Origin of the sequence: Calidithermus roseus (assembly GCF_003574095.1) — a bacterium.
Classification (GTDB): Bacteria; Deinococcota; Deinococci; order Deinococcales; family Thermaceae; genus Calidithermus; species Calidithermus roseus.
Genome location: NZ_QWLA01000084.1, coordinates 1 through 13,620 on the forward strand (window position 1 = coordinate 1; position 13,620 = coordinate 13,620).

Consider the following 13,620-nt stretch of genomic DNA (forward strand, 5'->3'; position numbering starts at 1 on the left):
CCCTCCCCCAGCGCGTCCACCCGCCCGGCGAACTCCATGCCGGGCACCAGCGGGAGGCGGGTGCGCGTGAGGTACTCCCCGGCCACGGTGAGGATGTCGGCGTAGTTGAGTCCCGCGGCTTCCACCTTGAGCCGCACCTGGCCGGGACCGGGGATGGGGAGGGGGAGTTCGGTCAACTCGAGCACTTCCGGGCCGCCGGTGCGGTTGATCTGGATGGCTTTCACACCCAAAGCCTACCGGGTCGGGGCGGCAAAACTGTATCCCCGCGGCTAAATGTCCTCGCGGGCCCGGCGGTATCCTCGGGCCCATGAACGCGCTCCACACGCCCCCTCGTCGCGGGAGGTGCTCGTGAAGAAGGCCATCGTCATTGGCAGCGGCATCGGCGGGCTGGCGATGGGCATCCGCCTGTGCAGCCTGGGCTTCGACACCACCGTGCTCGAGAAACTCGACGCCCCCGGCGGGCGGGCTTACGTGCGCCGGGTCCAGGGTTTCACCTTCGACATGGGTCCCACCGTCATCACCGTGCCCCACTTCATCGAGGAGTTGTTCAGTGTGGGCCGGGGCGACCCCCGGCTTGCCCAACCCGACTTCCCTCCCGCCGTGCTAGGCGAGGACAAACGGGTGCGGGAGGGCGTCTCGGGCGGCCCCAACACCTCGTGCTACGTCACCCTCGTCCCCATCTTGCCCTTCTACCGCATCTACTTCGACGACGGCACCTTCTTCGACTACGACGGCGACCCCATCCGTACCCGCGAGCAGATCCGGGCGCTGGCCCCCGAGGACTTGGAGGGCTACGAGCACTTCCACCGCGACGCGAAGGCCATCTTCGAGCGGGGCTTTCTCGAGCTCGGCTACACCTACTTCGGCGACGTGGGCACCATGCTGCGCGTAGTCCCCGATCTGCTGCGCCTGGACGCGGTGCGCACGCTGTTTTCCTTCGCGAAGAAGTACTTCAAGAACCCCAAGATGCAGCAGGTCTTCAGCTTCGAGACGCTGCTGGTGGGGGGCAACCCCCTCAGCGTGCCGGCCATCTACGCCATGATCCACTTCGTGGAGAAGACCTGGGGCATCCACTTCGCCATGGGCGGCACCGGGGCGCTGGTGCGGGGCTTCGTGAAAAAGCTCGAGGAACTCGGCGGGCGCATCCGCTACGGTGCGGAGGTGAGCCGGATCAACGTGAGCCGCCAGGGCGGCAGAAAGGTCGCCACCGGCGTCACGCTGGCCTCGGGCGAGGTGCTGCAAGCCGACGTGGTGGTCTCCAACGCCGACTACGCCCACACCTACCTCAAGCTCGTCGAGCCGCAGTACCGCTTCAGGAACGCCGACCCGGTGGTGCGGGCTCGCAGGCAGAGCATGTCGCTGGTGGTGATCTACTTCGGCTTCAAGGCCGACGGCAGCGAGGGCGAAAAGCTGCGCCACCACAACATCATCCTGGGGCCGCGCTACGAGGAGTTGCTCAAAGACATCTTCGGGCGCAAGGTGCTGGCTAAGGACTTCTCGCAGTACCTGCACGTTCCCACCCTCACCGACCCCTCGCTGGCCCCGCCCGGTCACCACGCCGCCTATACCCTAATCCCCGTGCCCCACAACGGCTCCGGGCTCGACTGGGGGCTGTTGGGCGAGCCCTTCGTGAACAAGGTGCTGGGTTTTCTCGAGCAGCGCGGCTACCTCCCCAACCTCTCCGAGCGCCTGGTCTACAAGAGCTTCATCACCCCCGACTACTTCGAGCACACCCTGCTCTCGCACCTCGGCAACGCCTTCGGCCCCGAGCCCATCCTCATGCAGTCGGCCTTCTTCCGCCCCCACAACCGCTCGGAGGACGTCGCCAGGCTCTACCTGGTGGGTGCGGGGACCCAGCCCGGCGCGGGCACCCCCAGCGTGATGATGTCGGCCAAGATGACCGCCCGCCTCATTGCCCAGGACTTCGGCCTGCCCTTAGAGGGCAGCGACGTGCTCTCGACCCAGGTCGTGGAGCCCGTAGCATGAGGCAGAAGGGTGAAGGGGTGAAAAGGTAAAAAGCGGAGAACACCTATCACCTTTTGCCCTTTTTGCCTCCCGTGACCCTATGGACATCACCGCCCGCAAGCGCAAGCACCTCGAGGTCTGCCTCGAGGGGCCCGTGAACTACGCCCGCCTGACCACGGGGCTCGAGCGCTACCGCCTGGCCTATCGGGCGCTGCCCGAGCTGCGTCTGGAGGACGTGGACCTCTCGACCTGCTTCCTGGGCAAGCGGCTGGCCGCGCCCTTCCTGATCGGGGCCATGACCGGGGGGGAAGAGCACGGGGGGCGCATCAACCGGGCGCTGGCCGAGGCCGCCGAGCGGGTGGGGGTAGGGATGATGCTGGGGAGCCAGCGGGTGATGCTGGAGAAGCCGCAGACCAGGGCCAGCTTCCAGGTGCGCGAGGTGGCCCCCACCGCGCTGCTGATCAGCAACCTGGGGCTGGTGCAGCTCAACCGGGGCTACACCGCCGAGCACCTGCGCCGCGCGGTCGAGGCGGTGGGGGCTGACGCCCTCGCCCTGCACGCCAACCCGCTGCAAGAAGCCGTGCAGCGCGGTGACACCGACTTCGCGGGCCTGACCGCGAAACTGGGGCAGCTCTTGCGGGAAGTCTCCTTCCCCGTGCTGCTCAAGGAGGTGGGGCACGGCTTCTCGGGGGAGGTGGCCCGGGGGCTCGCCGGCCTGCCGCTGGCCGCGCTCGACGTGGCTGGGGCCGGGGGGACGAACTGGGCACGGGTCGAGGAGTTGGTGCGCTACGGCGAGGTGCGTCACCCCGAGCTCTGCGAGGTCGGGCTGCCCACCGCGCAAGCCCTGGTGGAATGCCGTGCGGCCCTGCCTGGCCTGCCGCTGGTGGCCTCCGGGGGTATCCGCAGCGGCACCGACGCCGCCAAGGCCCTGGCGCTGGGGGCGCAGGCGGTGGCGGTGGCGCGGCCACTGCTGGGGCCTGCCCTGCGGGGCCCCGACGCGGTGGTGGAATGGCTCGAGGACTTCCTCTGGGAGCTGCGCGTGGCCCTCTACGCCGTGGGGGCCCGCACCCCCGCCGAGGCCCTGGGGCGCGTCGCGGCAGTTTAAAGCTTTGATTAACCGGGATTCATGAACGAAGAAAACCGGCTCCAGGGCCGGTTTTCTCAGCTTTGGTTGCGGGGACAGGATTTGAACCTGTGACCTTCGGGTTATGAGCCCGACGAGCTACCAGACTGCTCCACCCCGCGTCGTGAGGGCCTCCCCGTCAAGCCCCGATAGGCTACCAGGGGGGTGCTCGAGTGTCAACCCGCTGGTTCACCCTGGCCCGGCGCGCCCTTCGGCGCGTGCTAGAATTCCTGCCAGCATGACCCAAGATTTCGGGAGAAACGCTATGAAAGCAACCTGGTTGGCCCTTGTGGTCTCTTCGTTGGCCTGGGCCCAGCAGCCGAGCGTGGACGACGTCCTCAAGCGGGGGCTGGCCGCGCTCGAGGCGGGCCGCAATGCCGAAGCCGCACAGTTGTGCGAACAGGTGGTCACTCGCGATTACACCAATTACAGCGGGCACTTCTGCCTTGGGCTGGCCCTCTACCGGCAGGGCGACCTCAAGGGAGCCCGCTTCGAGTTCACCCAGCTCACCCTGCTGGCCCCCAACCGCTTTGAGGGGTGGTTCAACCTGGGTGTGACCCTCGACCGCCTGGGGGAGTCTGCCGAGGCTGCTCAGGCCTTGGCCAAGGCCATCGAGGTCGGGGAGAAGGCCGGGGTAGCTCCCGCCGACCTGCGCACTTCCTACCTGGGCCTGGCCAAGGCCCAGCGTGACCAGAAGCAGTACGAGCAGGCCGCCACCACCCTGGCGGGCGCCCTGAAGAAGTTCGAGAACGACCAGGAGGTCACCTTCCTGCTGGCCGATAGCCTGTACCGGGCCAACAAGCCCCTCGAGGCCCTGCCCTACCTCTACACCCTGCTCAACCAGAACCGCGCCAACGTGGGCGCGGTGAGCCTGGTGGCCGATATCTATGTGGGCCAAGGCTTGCCCGAGCGGGCCGTGACCGAGCTCGACCGCTCCATTGCGGCGGCGCAGGACCCCAAGGTCAGGGCTCAGATCGTCTACAAGAAATCCTCGCTGCTCAGCGGGAAAGCACAGCAGGACGCGCTGGTCGAGGCGGCCCGGTTGGACCCCAGACTCTGGGCCGCCCAGTATGACCTGGGCCGGGTGCGCTACCAAGGCGGGGACTTCAGGGGTGCCCTCGAGGCCTTCCAGGCTGCTTACAGCCAGATGCCTGAAGAGCCTCACGTGGCCCTGGCCCTGGCCCTGACCTACGACCGCCTGGGTCAGTTCGCCGAGGCCGGGCGCTTTGCGGCTTTGGCCGCCAGGGCCACGAGCGGTGCCGAGAAGGCCGAGGCCCTGTTCGTGCAGGGCAAGGCTTCGTACTTCCAGCAGCGCTACGACAGCGCCGAGGAAGTCCTGCTCCAGGCGGTGCAACTCAAGGCCGACCGGGGTGCAGCCTGGTTCTATCTGGGCCGGACCCAGTTCGCCCTCAAGAAGTATGAAGCGGCCATCGCCTCGCTCGAGCGCGCCCAGGCCCTCGAGCCCACCGCCGACACCGCCGCCAACCTCGGAGTGGCCTACCTCGCGGCCAACCGCTATGCCGACGCCGAACGCCTGCTCAACCAGGCCGTGGCCCTCAACCCCCGCGACGCGGTGGCCTGGTACAACCTGGGCATCGCCCTGCAAGCCCTCTCCCGCAACGCCGAGGCCCGCCGCGCCTTCCAGCAGGCGCTCAACCTGGGCTACGAGCCCGCACGCCAATTCCTGAGGTAAGCGGCGAAGGGGCGAATTTCCATCGCCGGGCGGGTTTTCCGCCCGGCGATGGTTTGCAAGGCGCTGTGGGTGGGGTAGTTTAGAGGTATGGGTTGGCTCCGCAACAATTGGCTCGACCTGCTGATCTTCGTGTTATTTGGCCTGGTAGTGGCAGGTATCGTGTTTTTCCTCACCGGCATCAACCCCTTTCAGCGGCTTCAGACGCAGACCTCCACGCCACCTCAACCTCGAGTGGAGCAGGCCACACCGCCACCGCCGCAGGAGGTCCAGCCGCAGCCCCCAATTCCTCGGCCCCAGGACGACAGCCCCGGCGAGCCGGTCATCACCGCCTTGCCCATTCCCCAAGCGCCCAGCGAGACCCCGCAAGCCCAGCCCTCCCCGAGGCCCCAGGAAAAGCCGACCGTGACCGAAGCACCTGCACCCCAGCCTGCCTCGGGTAGCTGGCGGGTGGCGGTGGGTTCGTTCTCCAACCCGCAAAACGCCTCGCGCCTGGCCCGGCAACTCGAGGTCCAGGGCTACCGGGTCCAACTCGAGGCCGCCGGTGCGCTGACCAGGGTCACGGTAGGCCCTTACGCCAGCGAGGAGCAGGCTCGAGGGGTGGCGCGCAACTTTGCCGGGGCCCAGGTTTACCAGGGAGCCCGGCCCGCAGCCCAACTCGGCGCTCAGCCCTCCGCCGCTTACGTGCAGGTGGGAGCTTTCAAGAGCCAGGCTTCCGCCGATGCCCTGGTCGAGAAGCTGCGGGCTGAGGGCCTGCCGGTGGTGCTGGTCAAGGACGGCAGCCTGATCAGGGTGCGGGTTGGACCTCTGGGCGACGACCGCGAGCGGATCATCGCCAGCCTCAAGGCCATGGGACTGCCGACCCTGGCCGTTCCCTAGCCTCAACCTATGATGGTCTGGAGGCTTCGACGTCGGCTCGCGGGGCTTGTGCCTCCCGGCACTTGAAGGAGGTAGTTGAAATGGCGAAAGTGCCCAGTGCAGCGATCTCACGTCTGGTGACCTACTTGCGTATTCTGGAAGACCTCGAGGCCAGGGGCGTCAACCGCACCTCGAGCGAGCAGCTCTCCGAAGAGGCCCAGGTCACGGCCTTCCAGGTGCGCAAGGACCTCTCTTACTTCGGCAGCTACGGCACCCGCGGGGTGGGCTACACCGTCCCGGTGCTGCGCCGCGAGTTGCAGCAGATCCTGGGCCTCAACCGCCGCTGGGGGCTGTGCATCGTGGGCATGGGCCGCTTAGGCCAGGCCCTCGCCGACTACCCCGGCTTCGACGAGCACTTCGACCTGCGCGGCTTCTTCGACATCGACCCCACCAAGCACGGCCTGAGCTTTCGCGGGATCGCGGTCGAGGCGCTGGAGAACCTGCCCAGGGTGGTGGCCGAGCGAAGGATTGAGATTGGATTAATAGCCGTCCCGGCGGATTCGGCCCAAAGCGTGGCGAACCGGATGATAGACTCTGGCCTGAGGGGCATCCTTAACTTCGCACCCGTCGTTCTCGAGGTGCCCAAGGAAGTGGCGGTGGAGAACGTGGACTTCCTGGCCGGTCTGAGCCGCCTGAGTTTCTTTATCCTGAACCCGCGTTTGAGGGAGGAGATGATCGGATGAAGCGAGTGCGTTATGGGCTGATCGCAGCGACGCTGGTGGGGCTGCTGCTTACGGGTTGCTCTAACTTCGGGCTTGTCTTTAGCACGCCCACGGTTTCGGTCGCGTCTCCAGAGAATTTTCAAAGAACGGTAACTACGGAAAAAGACAGCGCCGGCAACATCGTGGCCCTGATATATACCTTCCAGTATGAAATCGTCCTGAACGCCCTGCCCGGCTCACCTGCTGGACGGGTTTTCCTGAGGTCGGGCAGCGTAGACGTTTTTGGAGCCACCATACCGAGCTGCCCCACCACCGAGAAGGACTTCTGTCCCAACAGGTTCCCGATCAAATCGGAGTATCGGACGGGACCTTCGGATCCGCCTCCCACTGCCACCCAGATCACCTCTTACATCGCTCAGTCCCTCAACGAGACTGCCCAGAAAGAGAACGCCATCAACTACCCGGTCTACGTGTACTGAAGGCAAAGTGGCCTGATGCGACCGCCTGTGGGCGGTCGCTGTTATACTTGTCGGGATGAGCGTGAAAAGCCTCACCACTCCCCTCGAGGCCTTCGAAGAGCGCCTGCGGGAGGTCATCCGCTCGGACGTGGAGTTCATCCGGCTGATCGAGGAGGACCTGGTGACGGCGGGCGGCAAGCGGGTGCGCCCGCAGTTGGTGTTCCTAGCCAGCGGCGCGCTCGGCGGTGTCCCCCACGCGGTGGACATGGCCCTGGTGGTCGAGCTGCTCCACTCGGCCACGCTCCTGCACGACGACCTGGTGGACGACGCCGAGACCCGGCGGGGTCAGGTGGCCGCGTTCCGCAAGTACGGCAACGCGGTCTCGGTGCTCTCCGGCGACTACCTGCTGGCCCGGCTGATGCACCTGCTGGCCGAGATGGGCCGGATGGAACTGGTGGCGATGGTGGCCCAGACCGCCCGCGAGCTTTCCGAGGGGGAGGTCTTGCAGTTCCAGGTGGCCGCGCTGGCGGACTATTCCCTCGAGGCCTACGAGCGCATTATCACCGGCAAAACCGGCTCGGTGACGCGGCTGTGCTGCGAGGGGCCGGCGGTGCTGGCAGACGCTCCGGCCCAGCAGCGCCAAGCGCTGGCGCAGTTTGGCCTGCTCTACGGGCAAGCCTTCCAGATGCGCGACGACTACCTCGACCTCATGGGCTCGCCGGAGGTTTTGGGCAAGCCGGTGGGCGGGGACGTGCGCGAGGGCAAGCTGACCCGCGTGACCCTGCGGCTGCTGGAGGAGTTCCCCCAAGAGGTGGGCCAGATCCTGCGGCGCAAGGGGGAGGGGGTGGGCGACCTCGAGCGCCTGCGTACCCTCGTCGTCCAGTCGGGCATCGACCGGGAGATCGTGGAGGCCATCCGCGAGCGGGTCGAAGCGGCAGTGGCGCACCTGGAGGCCCTGCCCCCCAGCCCCTACCGCGACGCGCTCGAGGCGCTGGCCCGCAAGGAGTCCTCCCGCCTTAGCTGAACAGAGAGCCGATAGCCGGTAGCCAACGGCCGCAATCTTCCGGCTGTTGGCTCGTGGTTTGTCGAGGGTCCAGGGCCAAAGCGCCTTGCGTCTTGCGTACGACGTACGACGCACGACCCACGCCCGGCGCCCCACCCTCGACGCACGACATATCCCGCAATGCATAAACAGGCTGTATCCTATACAGGGCAACAAGAGCCAACGGAGCAGCTATGCGAAGTGAACCGCTTTCCTACATCTCGAGCGAGAACAACGGCCCCTGGGAGATCTACCTCGAGCAGGTCGAGCGCGTGACGCCCTACCTGGGCAAGCTGGCCTACTGGGTCGAAGACCTCAAGCGACCCAAGCGCATCCTGATCGTGGACATTCCCATACGCATGGATGACGGCTCGGTGGCCCATTTCGAGGGTTACCGGGTGCATCACAACACCTTCCGGGGTCCGGCCAAGGGCGGGGTGCGCTACCACCCCGACGTGACCCTCTCCGAGGTCATGGCCCTGGCGGCCTGGATGACCATCAAGAACGCGGCGGTGGGGGTGCCCTATGGCGGCGGCAAGGGGGGCATCCGGGTGGACCCCCGCAAGCTCTCGACAGGCGAGATCGAGCGCCTGACCCGGCGCTACACCTCCGAGATCGGCATCCTCATCGGCCCCAACAAGGACATCCCCGCGCCCGACGTGGGCACCGCCGAGCGCGAGATGGCCTGGATGATGGATACCTACTCCATGAACATCGGCCACACCACCCCCGGCGTGGTGACCGGCAAGCCCGTTCAGGTGGGGGGTTCGCTGGGTCGCCGCGATGCTACGGGGCGCGGGGTGTTCGTGGCGGCGGCGGTAGCGGCGGAGAAGCTGGGGATGAACCTCGAGGGCGCCCGCGTCGCCATCCAGGGCTTCGGCAACGTGGGCAACGCCGCCGCGCGCATCTTCCACGACCACAAGGCCCGCATCGTGGCGGTCTCGGATGTGACGGGAGCGATCTACAACGAAGCCGGGATCGATCCTTACGACCTGACCCAGCACGTGCAGTCTACCGGGGGGGTGCGTGGCTACCCCAAGGCTGAACCCATCCCGGCCATGGACGTGCTCACCGTGCCCTGCGAGTTTCTTATCCCGGCGGCGCTGGAGAAGCAGATCACCGAGGCCAACGCCTGGAAGGTGCAGTGCAAGGTGGTGGTCGAGGGGGCCAACGGCCCCACCACCCCCGCTGCCGACGACATCCTGGCCGAGCGCGGCATCCTGGTGGTGCCCGACGTGGTCGCCAACGCCGGCGGCGTGACGGTGAGCTACTTCGAGTGGGTTCAAGACTTCAACAGCTACTTCTGGACCGAGGCCGAGATCAACCAGCGCCTTGAGCAGATCATGCGCAACGCCCTCGAGGCGGTGTGGCAGGTGCACGAGGAGCGCAAGGTGAGCCTGCGCACGGCGACCTACATCGTCGCCGCGACGCGGGTGCTCGAGTCGCGCGCGCTGCTGGGCCTGTACCCGTAAAGTCGCGGAGGCGCTTAGCCGGGAGTGGGGTCGGGGAGGACGGGTTTTCCCCCTGACCCCTGAAACTTGGCGTATCCTGAAGGTGTGCTGATCTCCGAGACTTGGCCCCGCTCCGGGCGGGTGACCCTCAAACCTTTCAGCGAGGGCCTCACCGAGGAGGAGTGGCGGCGCTTTTACGAGTGCTTCCGCGACCCTGAGATCGCCGAGTGGAACGGCAGTCGCCCCCTGCGCATGCCCATGTGGCTGTTCAAGCGGGTGGTGATGGGCGAGGTGGCACGGGGCGACCGACTGGGCTTCGGCATCCTCGACGAGCGGGGAGAGTGGCTAGGAACGGTCGAACTCTACGATCTCAGCCGCACCGAGGCCACCTTGGGCATTCTGATCGGGGCCAAGGACCGCTGGGGCAAGGGCTACGGCACCGACGCGGTACGGGCGGTGTTGCGCTACGCCTTCGAGCGCATGAACCTGCAACGGGTCAAGCTCAAGACCTTCAAGCACAACGTGCGGGCCCAGAGGGCCTTTCAAAAAGCGGGCTTCCGGGTGGTCTCGGTACTCCCTGCCCCCAGCCCACGGGTGGCCATCTCGCTGGGCCCGGTGCGCCAGCCCAAGCCGGAGGAGCGGCGCCTCGAGGACGTGCACATGGAGATCACGCGGGAGGAGTGGCAGAGCCTGGGGTGAAGAAGGTGCGTCTTGCGTCTTGCGTACGACGTAGGACGTACGACCCGCGCCCGGCTATCGACGTATATTTAGCCCATGTTCCTGCTCGTGCAAGAAGGGGTCGAGGCCCGCTACCTCGAGGGCATTCCTGCCCAGATCGTCTATCTGCCCAAGCAGGGCCCCTTGCCCGCCGAAGCCGCCCAGGCCGAGTTTGCCGTGGCTCCTTATGGCTCAGCCCGGCGCTTCTTCGACGAACTCCCCAACCTCGAGGCCCTGAAGGTCGTGCAGACCCTCACCGCCGGGGTGGACTGGATTTTGCCCAAGCTGCCTCCCCACCTCATCCTCTGCGATGCTGCCGGGGTACACGACACCCCGGTTTCGGAGTGGGTCGTGGGGGCCATCCTGAGCGCCATCAAGCGCTTCCCCGAGTTCCGCGACGCGCAGCGCGAGCAGCGCTGGGCCTACCAGTGGGTAGGAGACCTCGAGGGCTCCACGGTGCTGTTTTTGGGCTACGGCTCCATCGCCCGGGCCACCGAGAGGCGCCTCGAGCCCTTCGGGGTGCAGTTTATCCGGGTAGCCCGCAGCGCGCGGGAGAGCATCTACGGCTTCTCCGAACTCCCCGACTGGCTTCCCCAAGCCGACATCGTGATCAACCTGCTGCCCCTCACCCCTCAGACCGAGAAACTCTGCGGGGCCGGGTTCTTCGCCCAGATGAAGCCAGGAGCCCTTTTCGTCAACGCCGGGCGAGGCAGGACCGTCGATCAGGACGCCCTCATCGAGGCGCTCAAGGCCAAGCGCATCCGTTTCGTTTCCGACGTGACCGACCCCGAGCCCCTGCCCGAGGGGCATCCGCTGTGGTCGTTGCCCGAGGTGTTCTTCACGCCGCACATGGCCGGTTCGACCCACAAGCTCTTCGAGCGGGGATTCCGCCTGGTGCGTGAGCAGGTCGAGCGCTACCTGCGGGGAGAGCCCCTGGTCAACGTAGTAGTGCGGGAGAAGGGGTACTGAAAAGCCGAGTGCGGCAGACGGTTTCCTGACCGATCCAAAGTTATCCACAGAGTTATCCACAGGGGATGTGGATAACTCCTATCCGAGCGTGGAAAGGGCCTCGAGCACCGCTTTAGCACTGCGCTTGTCCATGCCCGGCAGCCTGGCCAACTCCTCGGGGCTCATCGCGCGCAGCTCCTCGAGCGTGGAGAAGTGGTTCAAGAGGGCCATCTTGCGGCTAGGGCCGATGCCTTTGATGCCGTCGAAGACGCTCTTGAGGGCTTTTTCGGTGCGCAGCTTGCGGTTGAACTGCAAGCCGTTGTTGTGGGTCTCGTCGCGCTGGTAGATGAGCAGTTGCAGCGCGGGGTGGGTTAGGGGCAGCTCGATGGTCCTGCCGTCGGGAAGCACCAGCGTCTCCTCCCGCTTGGCCAGGCCCACCAAAGGGATGTCGAGCCCGGCCTTCTCCAGCGCCTTCTTCGCCGCCCGCACCTGCCCTAAGCCGCCGTCGATGAGCAGCAGGTCGGGCAGGGGCATGCTCTCGGCCAGCGAGCCGGTGAAGCGGCGGTAGACGGTCTGCTCCATGGAGTAGAAGTCGTCGGCGGAGCCCTTGAGGCCCTTGATCTTCATGCGGCGGTATTCCTGCTTCTTGGGCCTCCCCCCCTCGAAGACGGTGATCGAGCCCACCACCGCCTCGCCCATCAGGTTGGAGATGTCGTAGCCCTCGATGCGGTAGGGGCGACGCGAGAGGCTAAGCACCTCGGCCAGGGCCTTGAGGCCGGGGTGGTCGCCCTTGCGCTCCATGAGCTTGAGCTCGGACTCGAGCGCGGTCTGGGCGTTGCGCTGGGCCAGCTCGACGAGGCGGGTCTTGTCGCCGCGCTGGGGCACGCGCACCTCGACCCGGCGGCCCTTGGAGCTCAGGAACTCGGAGAGCGCGTCCTGGTCGTCCACGGCGAAGGGCAGCAGCACCAGGGGCGGGAGGGGGGTGGCCTCGAGGTAGTAGTCGCGCAGGAAGGCCGAGAGCAACTCCTCGTTGCTGTCCTCCTTGACCCCCTCCGCGAAGCGGCTGGTGCGGCCCAGCATCTGCCCGCCGCGCACCTGGTAAAGCTGGATCACCACGTAGTCGGCGGCGCGGGCGAAGCCCAGGAAGTCGAGGTCGCCCAGATCTACGTCATAAGCCTGCTGGGTGGTGCCGAAGAAAGCCTGCACCGCCTTGATCTGGTCGCGGATCTCGGCGGCGCGCTCGAAGTCCTGGTTCATGGCGGCCTGGCGCATCTGGGCCTCGAGGCTGGCGAAGAGCTCGTCCACCTTGCCGTCGAGCAGGTTCTCGACCTGTTTGACCGCGGCGGCGTAGGCTTCGGGGTCGGCCCGGTCCACGCAGGGGGCCAGGCAGCGGCCCATGGAGAAGTTGAGGCAGGGGTAGCGGCGCTTCTTCATGGGGAAGCCGCTGTTCTTGCGCAGGGGGAAGAAGCGGTCCACGAGCCGCTTGATGCGCCGCACCGCGCCGCCGTCGGGGAAGGGGCCCCAGTAGCGGGCGCCGTCGGGCAGGACGCGGCGCACGATCATGAGCATGGGGAAGGGCTCGTTGGTGAGCTTGAGGAAGGGGTAGTGCTTGTCGTCCTTCATCAGGACGTTGTACTTGGGGCGGTGCTGCTTGATGAGGTTGGCTTCCAGCAGCAGCGCCTCCACCTCGTCGCGCACGACGATGAACTCGAGGTGACTGGCTTCCCGGCTGATCCGCAGCGACTTGCCCTCGGCGTGGAAATAGCTCGTCACGCGGGCCTTGAGGCTCTTGGCCTTGCCCACGTAGATGATGGTTTCCCCCTGCTTCCAGAGGTAGACCCCTGGCTTTTCCGGCAGGGGCGGCAGGTCGGAGAGCTGCATCCAGGCTAATTTAGCGCAGGTACGTTGGCAGCGTAGTGAGCCTGCTTTCTCGAGGCCGCTGTTTCGGGCCCTCGGGGAGCGGGAACTGTAGTCTGGGTGGATCGGGCACGACCCCATGAGGACGATTTATCCCCTAGGGGCGCGGCGCGCTGCATCTTTACTTTGGCGTACGGCCTTGGTGCTCGACTTGGTAAACTGATCACTATGAGCGCCCCTCACGACCATCACCACGACGAAATGCTGTACAGGTCCTGGGTCCAGCTTCTCGACTGGATGCGGGAATACGCCGCCGAAAAAGGCGTGCTCTTCACCAAGGAATCCGACTTCCCCGACTTCATCTACCGCATGGAGCGCCCCTACGTGCTGCCGACCACCATCATGGCCGCCTCCCTCTCCGACGCGCGGGGAGAGCCCTTCTTCTTCGCCTCGGTCTCGCCCCGCCACGCCGAGCTCAAGCACATCCAGTTCCGGGTGCCCGGCGGGCACATCCACTACCACCTGCACTGGGAGGAGGGGAAGGGGTTGGTGCTCGAGGGCAAGATTCCCCTCACCAGGGAAAAGCTCTTCGCCATGGCCGACCGGGCCCGGAGCGCGCTGGCCAGGGCCTGAACCCCCCCTCGATGGCAAAAGACCGGGTCATACCAAACCTATGTAGATAATAATGCATGCCGAGCAAAGCCATACCCCTACACCCCCACCTGAGCCTGGAGGAACTCGAACAGCGCTACCGTAGCTGCAAGGATGCCAAGGAGAAGACCCGCTGGC

General features: G+C 66.4%; 13 protein-coding genes and 1 tRNA gene. 11 read left to right on the plus strand and 3 right to left on the minus strand.

Features of this window, described 5'->3' with window-relative positions:
- Nucleotides 1–224: alcohol dehydrogenase catalytic domain-containing protein (locus Mrose_RS15850; protein ID WP_182482872.1), on the minus strand; the 224-nt coding region annotated here is incomplete at its 3' end.
- Nucleotides 225–348: 124 nt separating this feature from the next.
- Here Mrose_RS15850 and crtI point away from each other — a divergent pair.
- Together crtI and fni are read left to right on the plus strand one after the other, a co-directional pair.
- Nucleotides 349–1,986 carry a phytoene desaturase family protein gene (gene crtI, locus Mrose_RS15855; protein WP_338025236.1) on the plus strand — a complete coding sequence of 546 codons (1,638 nt, stop codon included), beginning with the start codon at nucleotides 349–351 and terminating at the stop codon, nucleotides 1,984–1,986.
- A gap of 79 nt (nucleotides 1,987–2,065) precedes the next feature.
- A complete protein-coding gene (gene fni, locus Mrose_RS15860; protein WP_119279915.1) occupies nucleotides 2,066–3,070 on the plus strand; it encodes a type 2 isopentenyl-diphosphate Delta-isomerase in 1,005 nt (334 codons plus the stop codon).
- A 63-nt stretch (nucleotides 3,071–3,133) separates the two neighbouring features.
- Here the strand turns inward: fni and Mrose_RS15865 are convergent.
- Nucleotides 3,134–3,210, minus strand: a tRNA-Met gene (locus Mrose_RS15865).
- A gap of 143 nt (nucleotides 3,211–3,353) precedes the next feature.
- Here Mrose_RS15865 and Mrose_RS15870 point away from each other — a divergent pair.
- From Mrose_RS15870 to Mrose_RS15905, 8 genes are all read left to right on the plus strand, one after another.
- Nucleotides 3,354–4,781: a tetratricopeptide repeat protein gene (locus Mrose_RS15870; RefSeq protein WP_245969994.1), complete on the plus strand. Its 1,428-nt coding sequence runs from the start codon at nucleotides 3,354–3,356 to the stop codon at nucleotides 4,779–4,781.
- A gap of 87 nt (nucleotides 4,782–4,868) precedes the next feature.
- Nucleotides 4,869–5,657, plus strand: coding sequence for an SPOR domain-containing protein (locus Mrose_RS15875; RefSeq protein ID WP_119279919.1), 789 nt, complete (start codon nucleotides 4,869–4,871; stop codon nucleotides 5,655–5,657).
- A gap of 80 nt (nucleotides 5,658–5,737) precedes the next feature.
- A complete protein-coding gene (locus Mrose_RS15880) occupies nucleotides 5,738–6,379 on the plus strand; it encodes a redox-sensing transcriptional repressor Rex (protein WP_119279921.1) in 642 nt (213 codons plus the stop codon).
- The gene (locus tag Mrose_RS15885) at nucleotides 6,376–6,837 is read left to right on the plus strand and encodes a hypothetical protein (protein ID WP_119279923.1); all 462 of its coding nucleotides are present in this window, start codon (nucleotides 6,376–6,378) and stop codon (nucleotides 6,835–6,837) included. Before Mrose_RS15880 ends, Mrose_RS15885 begins: the two co-directional genes overlap by 4 nt.
- 55 nt (nucleotides 6,838–6,892) lie before the next feature.
- Nucleotides 6,893–7,840 carry a polyprenyl synthetase family protein gene (locus tag Mrose_RS15890; protein ID WP_119279924.1) on the plus strand — a complete coding sequence of 316 codons (948 nt, stop codon included), beginning with the start codon at nucleotides 6,893–6,895 and terminating at the stop codon, nucleotides 7,838–7,840.
- Nucleotides 7,841–8,052: 212 nt separating this feature from the next.
- Nucleotides 8,053–9,330, plus strand: a complete 1,278-nt coding sequence (locus Mrose_RS15895) for a Glu/Leu/Phe/Val family dehydrogenase (protein ID WP_119279926.1) — start codon at nucleotides 8,053–8,055, stop codon at nucleotides 9,328–9,330.
- A gap of 84 nt (nucleotides 9,331–9,414) precedes the next feature.
- Nucleotides 9,415–10,008 carry a GNAT family N-acetyltransferase gene (locus Mrose_RS15900; RefSeq protein ID WP_119279928.1) on the plus strand — a complete coding sequence of 198 codons (594 nt, stop codon included), beginning with the start codon at nucleotides 9,415–9,417 and terminating at the stop codon, nucleotides 10,006–10,008.
- 75 nt (nucleotides 10,009–10,083) lie between these two features.
- Nucleotides 10,084–10,995, plus strand: coding sequence for a 2-hydroxyacid dehydrogenase (locus tag Mrose_RS15905; protein WP_119279930.1), 912 nt, complete (start codon nucleotides 10,084–10,086; stop codon nucleotides 10,993–10,995).
- A gap of 78 nt (nucleotides 10,996–11,073) precedes the next feature.
- Here Mrose_RS15905 and uvrC read toward each other — a convergent pair whose 3' ends face one another.
- Complete coding sequence (uvrC, locus tag Mrose_RS15910) at nucleotides 11,074–12,855, minus strand: excinuclease ABC subunit UvrC (RefSeq protein ID WP_119279932.1); 1,782 nt, start codon at nucleotides 12,853–12,855, stop codon at nucleotides 11,074–11,076.
- Between the two features lie 204 nt (nucleotides 12,856–13,059).
- Between uvrC and Mrose_RS15915 the strand changes: the two genes are divergently transcribed.
- A complete protein-coding gene (locus Mrose_RS15915) occupies nucleotides 13,060–13,464 on the plus strand; it encodes an NADH-quinone oxidoreductase subunit 15 (RefSeq protein ID WP_119279934.1) in 405 nt (134 codons plus the stop codon).
- Nucleotides 13,465–13,620: the final 156 nt, after the last annotated feature.